At 72.7% G+C, this 12,875-nt stretch carries 10 protein-coding genes and 2 pseudogenes; 7 read left to right on the top strand and 5 right to left on the bottom strand.

The window, feature by feature from the left end; translation table 11 throughout:
• Window positions 1-98 precede the first annotated feature (98 nt).
• Window positions 99-1,955 carry an acyl-CoA dehydrogenase gene (locus ACWDVW_RS02790; protein ID WP_449943957.1) on the top strand — a complete coding sequence of 619 codons (1,857 nt, stop codon included), beginning with the start codon at window positions 99-101 and terminating at the stop codon, window positions 1,953-1,955.
• A gap of 449 nt (window positions 1,956-2,404) precedes the next feature.
• Window positions 2,405-2,674, top strand: a complete 270-nt coding sequence (locus ACWDVW_RS02795) for a DUF6458 family protein (protein WP_221086904.1) — start codon at window positions 2,405-2,407, stop codon at window positions 2,672-2,674.
• Between the two features lie 312 nt (window positions 2,675-2,986).
• Here ACWDVW_RS02795 and ACWDVW_RS02800 read toward each other — a convergent pair whose 3' ends face one another.
• On the bottom strand, window positions 2,987-3,526 hold the full coding sequence (locus ACWDVW_RS02800) for a SixA phosphatase family protein (protein WP_396744017.1): 540 nt from the start codon (window positions 3,524-3,526) through the stop codon (window positions 2,987-2,989).
• Window positions 3,527-3,640: 114 nt separating this feature from the next.
• On the opposite strand from ACWDVW_RS02800, the gene ACWDVW_RS02805 reads away from it, so the two are divergent.
• Window positions 3,641-3,925, top strand: coding sequence for a DUF6458 family protein (locus ACWDVW_RS02805; RefSeq protein ID WP_131051719.1), 285 nt, complete (start codon window positions 3,641-3,643; stop codon window positions 3,923-3,925).
• 122 nt (window positions 3,926-4,047) lie between these two features.
• Here the strand turns inward: ACWDVW_RS02805 and trhA are convergent, their stop codons facing one another.
• Entirely contained in the window at window positions 4,048-4,725 is a 678-nt protein-coding gene (gene trhA, locus ACWDVW_RS02810) for a PAQR family membrane homeostasis protein TrhA (RefSeq protein WP_396744020.1), read from the bottom strand.
• 364 nt (window positions 4,726-5,089) lie between these two features.
• Between trhA and ACWDVW_RS02815 the strand changes: the two are divergent.
• The 4 genes and pseudogenes from ACWDVW_RS02815 to ACWDVW_RS02830 form a co-directional block, all read left to right on the top strand.
• Window positions 5,090-5,201: pseudogene (locus tag ACWDVW_RS02815) on the top strand (allophanate hydrolase subunit 1); the annotation flags it as partial.
• A gap of 386 nt (window positions 5,202-5,587) precedes the next feature.
• Window positions 5,588-6,037, top strand: a pseudogene (locus tag ACWDVW_RS02820) (5-oxoprolinase subunit B family protein); the annotation flags it as partial.
• Complete coding sequence (locus tag ACWDVW_RS02825) at window positions 6,034-6,927, top strand: 5-oxoprolinase subunit C family protein (RefSeq protein WP_449943964.1); 894 nt, start codon at window positions 6,034-6,036, stop codon at window positions 6,925-6,927. The pseudogene ACWDVW_RS02820 and the gene ACWDVW_RS02825, both read left to right, overlap by 4 nt.
• Window positions 6,911-7,660 (top strand): LamB/YcsF family protein, encoded by a 750-nt coding sequence (locus tag ACWDVW_RS02830; RefSeq protein ID WP_449943967.1) that lies wholly within the window; start codon window positions 6,911-6,913, stop codon window positions 7,658-7,660. Before ACWDVW_RS02825 ends, ACWDVW_RS02830 begins: the two co-directional genes overlap by 17 nt.
• A gap of 64 nt (window positions 7,661-7,724) precedes the next feature.
• On the opposite strand, the gene ACWDVW_RS02835 is transcribed toward ACWDVW_RS02830, so the two are convergent.
• The 3 genes from ACWDVW_RS02835 to ACWDVW_RS02845 all read right to left on the bottom strand — a co-directional run bounded on the left by ACWDVW_RS02835 (window position 7,725) and on the right by ACWDVW_RS02845 (window position 12,808).
• On the bottom strand, window positions 7,725-9,560 hold the full coding sequence (locus ACWDVW_RS02835; RefSeq protein WP_449943970.1) for an NHL domain-containing thioredoxin family protein: 1,836 nt from the start codon (window positions 9,558-9,560) through the stop codon (window positions 7,725-7,727).
• Between the two features lie 105 nt (window positions 9,561-9,665).
• The gene (locus ACWDVW_RS02840) at window positions 9,666-12,329 is read right to left on the bottom strand and encodes an LppU/SCO3897 family protein (RefSeq protein WP_449943973.1); all 2,664 of its coding nucleotides are present in this window, start codon (window positions 12,327-12,329) and stop codon (window positions 9,666-9,668) included.
• A 341-nt stretch (window positions 12,330-12,670) separates the two neighbouring features.
• Complete coding sequence (locus tag ACWDVW_RS02845; RefSeq protein ID WP_162854370.1) at window positions 12,671-12,808, bottom strand: hypothetical protein; 138 nt, start codon at window positions 12,806-12,808, stop codon at window positions 12,671-12,673.
• Window positions 12,809-12,875 lie beyond the last annotated feature (67 nt).

A 12,875-nucleotide genomic window follows, 5' to 3' on the forward strand; every position in this document is an offset into this window, starting at 1 on the left:
CCTGTCACTTAGGTATGTGGGTTGTCGCTGCCTACCCGTCAGTAATAGAGTCTGTGGTTACTGATCGGTAACACCTGTCCGGAAGCGGGGCCAGCGACATGACCCACTACAAGAGCAACCTTCGGGACCTCGAGTTCAACCTGTTCGAGGTGTTCGGGGCGGACCGGTCGTTCGGCCAGGAGCCGTACTCCGAGCTCGACGTCGACACGGCGCGGAGCTTCCTCGCCGAGATGGACCGCCTGGCCCGCGAAGACCTTGCCGCCAGCTACACCGACGGTGACCGCAACCCGCCGGTCTTCGACCCGGCCAGCCACACCGCGCCGCTGCCGGAGTCGTTCAAGAAGTCGTACCAGGCGTTCATGGACTCCGAGTTCTGGCGGCTCGACCTTCCCCCGGAGCTGGGCGGCACCAACGCCCCCCGGGCGCTGTGGTGGGCGCTCGCCGAACTGGTGCTCGGCTCGAACGCCCCGGTCTGGATGTACGCCTCCGGCCCGTCCTTCGCGCACGTGCTGCACGTCGAGGGCACCGAGCAGCAGAAGAAGTGGGCCAAGCTCTTCATCGACCAGCAGTGGGGCTCCACGATGGTGCTCACCGAGCCGGACGCCGGCTCGGACGTGGGCGCCGGCCGCGCGCGGGCGATCCCCCAGCCGGACGGCTCGTGGCACATCGAGGGCGTCAAGCGCTTCATCACCTCCGGCGAACACGACCTGAGCGACAACATCGTCCACTACGTCCTGGCCCGTCCGGTCGGCGTGGAGGGCGTCGGTGGCCCCGGCACCAAGGGCCTGTCGCTGTTCGTGGTGCCGAACTATTTCTTCGACGAGGACAGCGGCGAGCTGGGCGAGCGCAACGGCGTCTACGCCACCAACGTCGAGCACAAGATGGGCCTGAAGGTCTCCAACACCTGCGAGCTGACCTTCGGCGAGCACGGCGTACCGGCCAAGGGCTGGCTGCTGGGCGAGAAGCACGACGGCATCCGGCAGATGTTCATGATCATCGAGTACGCCCGGATGCTGGTCGGCACCAAGGCGATCGCCACCCTCTCCACCGGCTACCTGAACGCCCTGGAGTACGCCAAGAACCGAGTGCAGGGCGCCGACCTGGTCCAGCAGGCCGACAAGAGCGCTCCCCGCGTCACCATCACCCACCACCCGGACGTCCGCCGGTCGCTGCTGCTGCAGAAGTCGTACGCCGAGGGCCTGCGCGCCCTGGTGCTCTACACCGCGTCCTGGCAGGACAAGATCGCCCTCGCCGAGGCGGCCGGTGACGAGAAGGCCACCAAGCTGGCGAAGCGGGTCAACGACCTGCTGCTGCCGCTGGTCAAGGGCGTCGGCTCGGAGCGGGCGTACGAGATGCTCGGGCACGAGTCGTTGCAGACCTTCGGCGGCTCCGGCTTCCTCCAGGACTACCCGCTGGAGCAGTACGTCCGGGACGCCAAGATCGACACCCTGTACGAGGGCACCACCGCCATCCAGAGCCTCGACCTGATCTTCCGGAAGATCGTCCGGGACAACGGCAAGGCGCTCATGGCGGTCGCCGGGGAGATCCAGGAGTTCATCACCACCGAGGCCGGCAACGGTCAGCTCAAGGAGGAGCGGCAGGCGCTCGGCAAGGCGCTCGCCGAGATCCAGAACATGATCGGTGTGATGACCGGCTGGCTGGGCGAGGCGCAGGGCGGCGACGCCCGGTCCCTCTACAAGGTGGGGCTGAGCAGCCGCCGGTTCCTGCTGGCGCTCGGCGACGTGGTGGTCGGCTGGCTGCTGCAGAAGCAGGCGGATGTGGCGCTGAAGGCGCTGGCCGGCGAGGTCTCCGCGACCGACAAGGCGTTCTACACCGGAAAGGTGGCCGCCGCCCGGTTCTTCGCCCGAGAGGTGCTGCCCCGCGTCGGCGCGGACCGGCGCATCGTCGAGGGCACCGACCTGGACATCATGGACATCCCGGAGGAGGCGTTCTGATCGGCCTGGTCGACACCGCGCGGTGACGTCGTCCGCGCTGTCTGGTGCAGCCGGTGGGGCAATTGCCCCACCGGCTGTTCCCGTTCGTGGCGCGCGCCCTTCCCGTGGTGCGGCGGGCCGGGGACCTTCGCGGTGTGAGGTCCAGGTGTCCCGAGCCGATGCCTTGGGTTGTAGCGGATAAAAGCCTCATATGTTCGGTGGACGACATGGGTTCGGCGGGCTTAACGGGGAGGTGGGTGGAGTTGTTGTCGCTAGAGCGACAACAACTCCACCCACCTCGCACAACGGACGCTTCGGCGGGGCCTCGCGTCCGGGATCACCAGACCACCGCGTCGTGTGCCGGGTCGTGTTCGCCGGTCGACGCCGCGGGTAACCCCGCGCCGGACGGGTATCCGTCGCTCACCAGTCCGAGTACGCCCAGAGCAACCGCACGGGGGAGTGCCGCGCACATGGGCATTGGTAGTGGAATCTTCCTGATCGCGATCGGCGCGATCCTGACGTTCGCCATCAGGGCCAACGTCTGGTGGGTCGACCTGCGGGCGGTCGGCTGGGTCTTCATCCTGGCCGGGCTGACCGTACTGCTCACCACGCTCTGGTTCTGGCAGGACCGCCGCAAGCGGGCCCGGACCCTGATCGTGGAGGAGAACCGGCTCTCCCATCCGACCGCGATGATGCCGCCGCCTCCCGATCCGCCGCCGCCGACCGCGCCGCCGAGCTGATCCGCCCGCCGCCGACCGGTTCGCCCGCCGTCGACGTCGCCGCGCTGATCTGCTCCGGGGCGGTGTCGACGCGCTGGTTCGGCCCGGGCAATGTCGTTGTGCCCGATCCGGCACCCGGGCTGGTGTCGTTGCGCCCGATCCGGTCCGTGGTGGTGTCGTTGTGCCCGATCTGGTCCAGGGCGGTGTCGTTGCGCCCGATCCGGTCCAGGGCGGTGTCGTTGCGCCCGATCCGGTCCAGGGCGGTGTCGCCGCGCTGATCCGGACGGTCGGTGGCACCTCGGTAGTGATGGGGCCGGTGTCGCCCCGGCCCGGTCAGCCGCGTGCGGTGTGCCGGACGTCGATCGGGGCCGTACCGCGTCCCAGCTCCGCCCAGGGCACCGTGGGCCGGTGTCGCACCAGGTCACTGGTGCGCAGCCCGTCCGGGTCGGCACCCTGTGGGTCGAGCGACTCGGACAGCAGCGAGATGCCGGGGTTGTGGGCGATCAGCAGGACGGTGCCGATGGCCGGCTCGACCCGGCGCAGCAGCGTCAGCAGGTCCTCCGGGTGTGCCTCGTACGCGTCCGGTTCGTAGCGGACGATCGGGAACGGTCCGGCCGGTCCGCCCTCCGGCGGCGAGCCGGTCATGCCCATCTCGACGTGGTGCCAGGTCTGCCGCGTCCGCAGCGCGGCGGAGCAGATCACCAACTCCGGCAGCAGCCCGTGCCGGGCGAGCCAGAAGCCGGCGGCCGCCGCGTCGGCACGTCCTCGCGCACTCAGCGGCCGCTCGATGTCCGGGCCGTCCGCCGTGGGCTGTTCGGCCTTGGCGTGCCGTAGCAGCACGAGCGTGCGTGGCTGTCCCGAGGCGTCCGTCATGCCACCAGCTTGCCCGATTGGCGATCTCCGTGCCGGGGTATGTCCCTCGATGCCGCAACCTCATCCATGGCCGCGGCGGAGTGGAATGCAGCTTCGAGCCAAGGAGACGACGACATGGGCATCGGTGGCAGTATCTTCCTGATCGCGCTGGGCGCGATCTTCGCATTCGCCGTGGAGGCGGACCTCGGTTGGCTCAACCTGAGCGTCGTCGGCTGGGTGCTGATGCTCGCCGGTGTGGCCGGGCTGCTCGTCACCCTCTACTTCTGGAACTCGCGGCGTCGTCCGGTCGTCGCGCCGGTGCGCGAGGAGCGGGTGGTCGCCGAGCGCGCCGTTCCCGTGCAGGACAACCGGGTGGTGCAGGAGTACCGCGAGGTGCGCCGACCCGACCCGATGGTCTGACCCCTCCGAGACGCAACCGGGGTGGCGGGAACGATCCGCCACCCCGTTGTCGTGCCACCCGCGTCCGCTCTGCTGTCTGCGTTCGTCGTGCCAGCCGCGTCCGTCGTACCGCCCGCGTCCGCTCAGGCGAACAGCGCGAAGTAGATCGCGATGTGGTGGCAGATCGCCGCGACCAGCGTGCAGGCGTGGAAGAACTCGTGATGACCGAAGACCGTGGGCCACGGGTTCGGCCGGCGCAGCGCGTAGAAGACCGCGCCGACGGTGTAGATGCCACCGCCCACGGCCAGCAGCACCAGGGCGGTGACCCCGCCGTGGCGCAGGATGTCCGGCAGCATTCCCACGGACACCCAGCCGAGTGCCAGATAGAGCGGAGCGGAGAGCCACCGTGACGCGTGCGGCCAGATCAGCTTCAGCGCCACCCCGCCCAGGGCCCCGCCCCAGACCAGCGAGAGCATGATCACGGAGGCGCGGGTCTCCAGCAACAGAACGCAGAACGGTGTGTACGTACCGGCGATGAACAAGAAGATCATCGAGTGGTCCATCCGGCGCATCACCTGGTACCCGCGTGTCGACCACACTCGACGGTGATAGAGCGCGCTGGTGCCGAAGAGGCCGCAGATGGTGAGGCTGTAGACGGCGGTGCTGATCAGGGGTGTCCAGCCGGGGCGGGCGGCGGCGATCGAGCAGAGCACGATGCCGCAGATCAGTGCGACGAAGAACGCGTACGTGTGCAGCCAGCCGCGCATCCGGGGTTTCCCGATGTCGACCGGCTTGAGCCGGGGCCGTGCTGAGGTGGTCACGGAATCAGGTTACGACACCGTAGGTTACCTTCGGGTAGTGCAACGCGTCACGCCGTCCGACCAGCAGTCGACGCGCCGGTGGGCGACCGTCGGCCAGGATGGCGACATGCGGATCAGACTGGTCGGCGCGCACGCCCTCCTGCTCGACCTCACCCCACCGCCGACACCCCGACCCGACGTCACCCCGGCCCCGAGCAGCGATGCCGACAAGGGTTTCCCGACCGTTGGCTTGCCTTCCGGCGGTTCCCCGACCGACGGCTCTCCGAGAGACGGTTCCCCGACGGACGGTTCCCCGACGGAGGGCTCTCCGACGGGCGGTTCCCCGACGGGCGGCTCTCCGACCAGTGGCGGGACGGTCGCCGGGCTGGTCGAGGCGTGGCGAGCCGAGCTGTGGCGTCGCCGCGAGGAGGGTGACCTGGTCGCCGACGAGATCGTGCCGGCCGCCACGACCGTCCTGCTCGACGGCGTGCCGGACCTGGAGGCAACCGCCACCCGCATAGCCGACTGGACCCCCACCCTCCGACTCGCGTCCAACCCCGCGCCTGCGCCTGCGCCCGCGCCCGACACTGACCCTGACCCCGCGACCGCGCCCGCGTCCGACCCCGCGCCCGCGTCCGACCCCGCGCCCGCGTCCGACCCCGCGCCCGCGTCCGACCCCGCGCCCGCGTCCGACCCAAGCGCGAACTGCCCCACTTCACCCCGTCGATCATGGAGTTGTGGCTGCGACAAAGAGCCACACAACGAGACAAATTCTCGACCACAACTCGATGATCGACGCGGAGAGCCCGCGACGGAGCGTGAGCCCGCGACGGAGCGTGAGCCCGCGACGGAGCGTGAGCCCGCGACGGAGCGTGAGCCCGCGATGGAGGCTGCGGCGTTGGGGGCCTCGGTGGGGGCCGGGACAGGGGAAAGGGCGGGGTGGGGCGGTGGCGGTGGGCTGGTCGAGGTGCCGGTCAGCTTCGACGGGGAGGATCTGCCACGAGTCGCCGAACTCTGGCGGGTGGACGTACCGGCGGTGGTGCGTCGGCTGCGGGACACCGAGTTCCGGGTGGCGTTCTGCGGCTTCGCGCCCGGCTTCGGGTACCTGACCGGGTTGCCCGCCGAACTGGCGGTGCCCCGGCTGGCCACCCCCCGTCCCCGGGTGCCGGCCGGTTCGGTCGGGCTGGCCGGGCCGTACGCCGGGATCTATCCGACCGCCTCGCCCGGCGGCTGGCTGCTGGTCGGACGGACCGGGCTGACCCTGTTCGACGTGACGGCGGAGCCGCCTGCGCTGCTCACGCCCGGTACCCGCGTCCGGCTGGTGCCGGCGTGACCGGCGGAACGGCCCGTGGTCCGCAGCGCGCCGAGGCGGCGACCGTCGAGGTGCTGCGGGCTGGGGCGTTGACCACGGTGCAGGATCAGGGACGCGTCGGCTGGGCGCATCTCGGGGTGCCGCGTGCCGGTGCGCTCGACCCGGCGGCGTTGCGGCTGGCCAACCGCCTGGTCGGCAATCCGGAGTCGGCGGCTGGACTGGAGATCACTTTGACCGGCTGCGACCTGCGGATGAACCGGGCCGCCACGGTCGCGGTGGTGGGCGCCGAGGCCGACGTGTGGATCGGTACGCGGCCCGGCGACACCGGTCGCCCGCTGGCCGTGCCGGGCGGGGCGGTGCTCCGGATAGGTCCCGCCCGACGGGGTCTGCGCTGCTGGTTGGCGGTAGCCGGGGGCATCGCGGTGGACCCGGTGCTGGGCAGCCGGTCCACGGACACACTCGCCGGGCTCGGACCGGCACCGCTGCGCGACGGCGATCTGCTGCCGCTCGGTGTCGTGCCCGGTCCGCCCGCGCCCGTCGACCTCACCGTGCCGCCGCCGTTCCCGGCGGAGGTGCACCTGACGGTGCGGCTCGGTCCACGGCAGGACTGGTTCACCCCGGCCGCGCTGGACCGGCTGCTCGGCACGGCGTACCAGGTGAGTCCGTTGAGCAACCGGGTCGGTGCGCGGCTGTCCGGCGCGCCGCTGCCCCGCGCGGTGGCCGGTGAACTGCCCAGCGAGGGCATCGTTCTCGGCGCGGTGCAGGTGCCGGCGGACGGCCAACCGCTGGTCTTCCTCGCCGACCATCCCACCACCGGCGGCTATCCGGTCATCGCGGTGGTGGACGACGTGACCCCGCTCGCGCAGGCCCGTCCAGGCACTACGGTCAGATTTCATGGACCTGAACGCTGACCTCGGTGAGGGATTCGGTATCTGGCCGCTCGGCGACGACGAGGCCCTGCTTGATCTGATCACCTCCGCCAACGTCGCCTGCGGCTTCCACGCCGGGGACGCGCCCACGATGCGTCGGGTCTGTGCCACGGCGGCGCAGCGGGGGGTGGCGATCGGTGCGCAGGTCGGCTACCGGGACCTCGCCGGATTCGGCCGGCGGGCCATCGCGTACGAGTTCGCCGAGCTGCGGGACGAGGTGCTCTATCAGCTCGGCGCGCTCCACGCGTTCTGCCGGGCGTACCGCACCCGGGTCCGCTACCTCAAGCCGCACGGGGCGCTCTATCACGCGGCGGCGTGCGAGGAGATGCCGGCGGCGGCGATCGTCGCGGCGGTCGACGACTTCGACCGGGACCTGCCGCTGCTCTGCCCGCCCGGCTCGGTGCTGGCCCAGCTCGCCCAGGGTGCCGGGATGCGCGTGGTGGCCGAGGGGTTCGCCGACCGCAACTATCTGCCCAACGGCCGGCTGGTGCCGCGCACCTCGCCCGACGCGCTGGTCAGCGACGCTCAGAAGGTGGCGAACCGGGCGGTGCGGATGGCCACCGAGCGCGCGGTGACGGCCGTCGACGGGAGCGTGATCCCGTGTGTCGTCGAGTCGATCTGCCTGCACGGCGACAGCCCCGGCGCGGTGGCCGCCGCGGAACTCGTCCGCGCCGCCCTGATCGACGCCGGAGTGACGCCGACCGCGTTCAGCTGAGTAGATGTTAGGAGGGGTCCCCTGCTATACCGCAGGCGTTAGCAGGGGACCCCTCCTTTCACTTTCAGCCGGCGTCCATGCCGCGCAGCACCAGCGGGAGGCGGGTGCCACCGTCGGGGACCACCCGCAGCGGCACGCCCCAGTCCTGCCGGGTCAGGTGACAGGCCGCGTGCTCGACGTCCGCGTCACAGGTGGCCGCCTGGGCGGTCACCTGGAGCACGCCGTCGGTCACCGAACCGTCGATCACCAGTCGGCGGGACAGGTCGGTGCCGGTGCCCGTCCCCTCCAACAGCAGCTCCGGCGGCGACGCGGAGACCACCAGGCGGGTCGACGGGCCGTACGTCTCGTCCAGCTTCTGCCCCGGCGCCGGCGTGAAGACGACGTCCAGCATGACCTCCCCGGCGGCCAGGTCGGTCGGCTTGCGTTCGGTGCGGTGCCGGGGGCCGTCGACGGTGTCCGCCCCGGCCGCCGAGAGCGCACCCGGGGCCAACCGGGTGATCCGGTGCGCGGACGACTCCACCACCAGCACCGCGCCGTCGGGCGTGAGCACCAGGTCGCTCGGTTCGCCGAGTTCGGTGGCCACCGTGGAGACCCGCTCGGTCGCGGGGTCGTAGCGGCGTACCGCGCCGTTGTAGGTGTCCGCGATCAGCACCGACCCGTCGGGCAGCGCGCAGACGCCGAGCGGGTGCTGGAGCAGCGCCTGCGCCGCCGGCCCGTCCACGTGACCGAAGTCGAACAACCCCTGGCCCACGGCGGTACGCAGGACACCGTTCTCGACGTACCGGACGGCGCTGGTCTCGCTGTCGGCCACCCAGAGGCGGGTGCCGTCGGCGGAGACCGAGAGCCCGGACGGCTGGGCCAGCCACGCCTCGGCCAACGGGCCGTCCCGCAGCGCCTCCACGGTGGTGCCGGCGTACATCCCGGCGGTGCGCTTGATCGGGTCGAACCACCAGAGCTGGTGGATGCCGGCCATCGCGATGACGATGCGGTCGTCGTACCAGGCGAGGTCCCACGGAGAGGAGAGGTCGATCGAGAGCGCGTCGTGCGCGTGGTCGTCGACCGTGGAACGCCACTGACGGCCGGTGCCGGCCACGGTGACCACCTCGCCGGTGGCCAGCCGTACGCCGCGCAGCAGGTGGTTGACGGTGTCGGCGACCACCAGGTCGTAACCGGCGACCTCGGCGACGTGCTCGGGCAGCAGGCACAGGCCCTGCGGCTCGGAGAAGGTGGCGGCCTCGGCCGGTCCGTCGCCCCGGCCCCGGCTGCCGGTGCCGATGGTGCGGACCACCGTCTCGCCGTCGTCGGCCAGCTCGACCACCCGGTGCCGGGCCGAGTCCGACACCAGCAGGCCGCCGTCGGGCAGGGCCACCGCCTTGCCGGGGAAGCGCAGTGTCGTCCGTGGCTCGGCCGGCGGCACGTACGGGCCGTCGCCCCGCCGCAGGGTGCCCTTGGCCTCGTGGGTGGCGATCAGCTCGTCGATCAGTCGGGCCAGCCCTTCGGCGTGACCCTCACCGGCCATCGTGGCCACCACGTAACCCTCCGGGTCGACCACGGCAAGGGTCGGCCAGGCACGGGCCGCGTACTGCTGCCACATGTCCAGCTCGGGGTCGTCGAGCACCGGGTGGTGCACGCCGTACCGCTCGACGGCGGCGGCCAGGGCGTCCGGGTCCTTCTCGTGCTCGAACTTGGGTGAGTGCACACCGATCACGACGAGGACGTCGGCATACTTCTCTTCGAGCGGTCGCAGCTCGTCCAGCACGTGCAGGCAGTTGATGCAGCAGAAGGTCCAGAAGTCCAGGACGGTGATGCGACCCCGCAGATCCGCCAGACGCAGGTCCTTGCCACCGGTGTTCAACCAGGCCCGACCCCGGAGCTCGGGTGCTCGTACGCGTGCACTCATGCACCCCATCGTGCCCTACCGGCCGGACCTCGGTGCCCGTGCGCTGCGGGTACGAACACCGAGGGCGGGACACGGTGACCGTGCCCCGCCCTCGGTGTGACGTGATCAGCTCTCGGTTGCCGGCTTCAGGCAGAGGAACGGGTTCGACGAGACGCCCCGGAGCTCCACCAGCGGCATCGCCGGGTCGGGGCAGCTGTCCCGGGTCTCGACCTTGGACACCACGGTGAAGGCGTCGGTCTCGTCACAGTTGGCGGACACCGCGCTGTTGCCGGACCGCTTGACGCAGGAGCCGACCGCCGGGTCGAAGGCACCTGCCTCGTTCGATCCGCCGATCTTGCCGAGGAGCAGCAGCAGACCGAGCGGGATGGCCAGGATGAGCACTGCGGCGACCAGCACCGCGGCGAGGACCCGACCGTTGCGGACCTTCGGCGCCGGGGTCTCCGGAGCCGGTTCGGCCACCGGCTTGAAGGAGTCGAAGCGACCCTGCTCCGGATCGGACGGCCCGGAGCCGGTGCCGACGTTCGCGCCCCACTGCGGCGGCGACTGCCCCGGCGGCGGGAACGCCGCAGTGTGGTCGGCGCCCGGCTCGGGACGCTTGGCACCGTAGGTGCCGCCCGGACGCTCGGACGGCCCACCGAAGGGCTCACCGCCCGGAGCCCCGAAGCGGTCACCGCCGGGCGGAGCGCCGAAGTGGTCGTTGCTGGGCGGAGCGCCGAAGTGGTCGTTGCCGGGACCACCGAAGCGGTCACCGGGTGCGCCACCGAAGGAGGGTGCGGCACCCGGACCACCGAACGGGTCGCCACCGGGGTGCCCGCCGAAGCGGTCGCCACCGGGCGGGCCGCCGAAGCCGTCGCCGCCGTGCGGGCCGCCGAACGGGTCGGCGGGACGCTCCGGCTCCGGGTGCGGCTTGGTGCCGTTGACCGGGCGGCTGGTCGGCGGCGAGTCGGCGAAGGAAGGCATCCCGGCCGGGAAGGCCGGTGGTGCCACCGGGGAGCCGGGAGCAGCCGACCCGGAGTAGACGCCCGGCCCGCCGATCGGCGGCTCGCGGTCGGTGAAGTGCGGCTCCGGGCTCTGGTCGAACCGGGGTGCCGGCGGCTCGTCCCGCTCCGGAGTCGACTCGCCGGACTCGGGGCGGGCGGGGCGGCCGTACACCCGCGACTGCGCAGCGGGCGGCCCGGCGGGGTGTGCCGAGTGGTCGGCGGGCGGCGTCACCCGGCTGGCCAGCGGCACCGACGCGCTCGCGGAGACCCCACCGGCGGCGGCCGTCGGCGGGACGGCCCGGCCGGCCTCGGGGCTGGTGCGGGGCGCGGGGATGACCGGGGCGGCCGAGACCTGCGGGTCGTCGTGCCGTGGCTCGGGCTGTCCCCAGGCCATGCCGCCGCCCGCCTGGTCGCCGGGGTGGTTGGCGGGCCCGGACTGGTCGGTGCCGTACGCCGGCGGTTGGCCGTAGTCGGCGGGCGGCACGGCGGCCAGGCTGGCACCGGGCACCCGCTGCTCCTGCGGCGGCAACGGCACCTTGTTGCTCGGCGAGATGCCGGGGGCCGGCGCGGGCTGGTAGATCGGAGTGTCCCCGGACCGACCCGCTGCGGGGTCGACGTCGGCCCGACCGGAGTCCGCAGCGCCGCTGCTGCCCCACGCCTCGCCGGGCGCCCACGGTTCCACATCGGTCATTCCGGGCCGGTCGGCGGCGGTACGCGAGGGCAGCGGCTCTCCGCCGGGCGCCCAGGTCGGGGGCGGACCGGCGTCGGTGGGGCGGGCCGATCCGGTGGCGGGCTCGGACGGGGCCCACGCCGGGGCGGACTGCTCCTGGGACGGCGTCGACCACTGCGGCCGCTCCTCGGCCGCCGCACGGGCGCTCGCCCAGTCGGCCGGTGCGTCCGGCTGCGGGGTGGCCCAGTCGGGCTGCGGCGGGCGGTCACCGCTCTGCTGCCAGCTCTCGGCCTGCTGGTCGCCGGGCCAGCCGGGGGCGGGCTCGCGCTGCTGGCCGGTGGCCCAGGCGGGCTGGTCCTGCTGCTCGGGCTGCCACGCGCCGGGTCGGCCCGGCTCGTCGACGCCGGGCTGGTGCGGTGCCGGGTTGGGCGGCGGGACCTGCGCGGTGGCCCGTGCCGGCGGCTCGGCGCGTACCGGTGCCGGCGGGTCGGCCGGTGCCCACTCGGGCTGGGCCGGCTCGGGCGGGGACGCCGGGGCGGCCCAGCCGGGGGTGTGATCGTCGTCTCGTGGTGCGGTGGCCCACTCCGGCTGCTGGCCGCCGCCCCAGCCGTTGGTCGGGCCGGAGGTCGGCTGGCCGGAGGTCGGTTGCGCGGTGGCCCAGTCGGGCTGCCCGGACGTGGGCTGGTGGGGCGTCCACTCCGGCTGCTGCGGAGCGTCCGATGTGGTGGGGGCGCCCCAGGCCGGGCTCTGCTGTCCGCCGGTGGCCCAGGCGGGCTGGTCCGGAGTGGACTGCGCGGCGGGCGTCGCCCAGGCTGGTGGGGCCTGGTCGGCCTGGCCCGGCCACTGCTGCGCAGGAGACTGGTCCCAGTTGCCGGGGGGCGGGGCGTCCGCCTGTCGGGTGGCCTGCGCGCTGCCCCACTGGGCACCCTGCTGGTTCGCCCAGGAGGGTGCGGGTGTGTCGGGTCGCGCGGGCGGTGGGGGAGCCCAGCCGAGGTCGGGGGCGGTTGCGGTGTACCCGCCGTCCGGCTGAGCCGATCGGTCGCCGTATGGCGCCGGTCCGCCGCCCGGCGGCACCTCGTCCGGCTCCTGGCCGGGGCGGTGCGGGCCCTCGGACGTCATGTGTACGCCTCCTCCATCACATGTCGGCCGCCGTCGCCGATGGTCTCGGCAGGGCAGCCGGCGGTGCCGGCGCACCGGCCGTGCCGGCTCCCCGCACCGTATCCCGGTGGCCGCCGATGGGCTCCCGGGGAGCGTCCGTCGTCACCGTCCGTCGTCGATCGGTGTCGAGGTGCTTCTATCGCCTCGACCACTCTCGGCCGTGGACGACGACCGTGCCCCACCGTACCGGGCGCTGCGGCGGGGCGGTATCCCGGTGTCAATGGCCGGTGGAACGCCGACGCCCCGCCCGGGGTGCCCGGGCGGGGCGTCGATCTGGAGGAGGTGATTAACGTCGTGTGGCGTCAGTGCATGTGACGCTGGGCGATCACGAGGATCTCGTCACGGACCGCCGGCGAGTTGGCGGAGCGCAGGGCCCGCTCGATGGCGCGGGCGCGGCGGCTGGCGTCGCGGCGGCTACGGATTCGCTCGATCATGCTCATGGGGGTTCTCCTCCTGCTATTCGGTTGTCGGCCCCTCGATGTCTCTATTCAACCGCAAGCAGGGCGG

Source organism: Micromonospora sp. NPDC003241 (genome assembly GCF_053589795.1).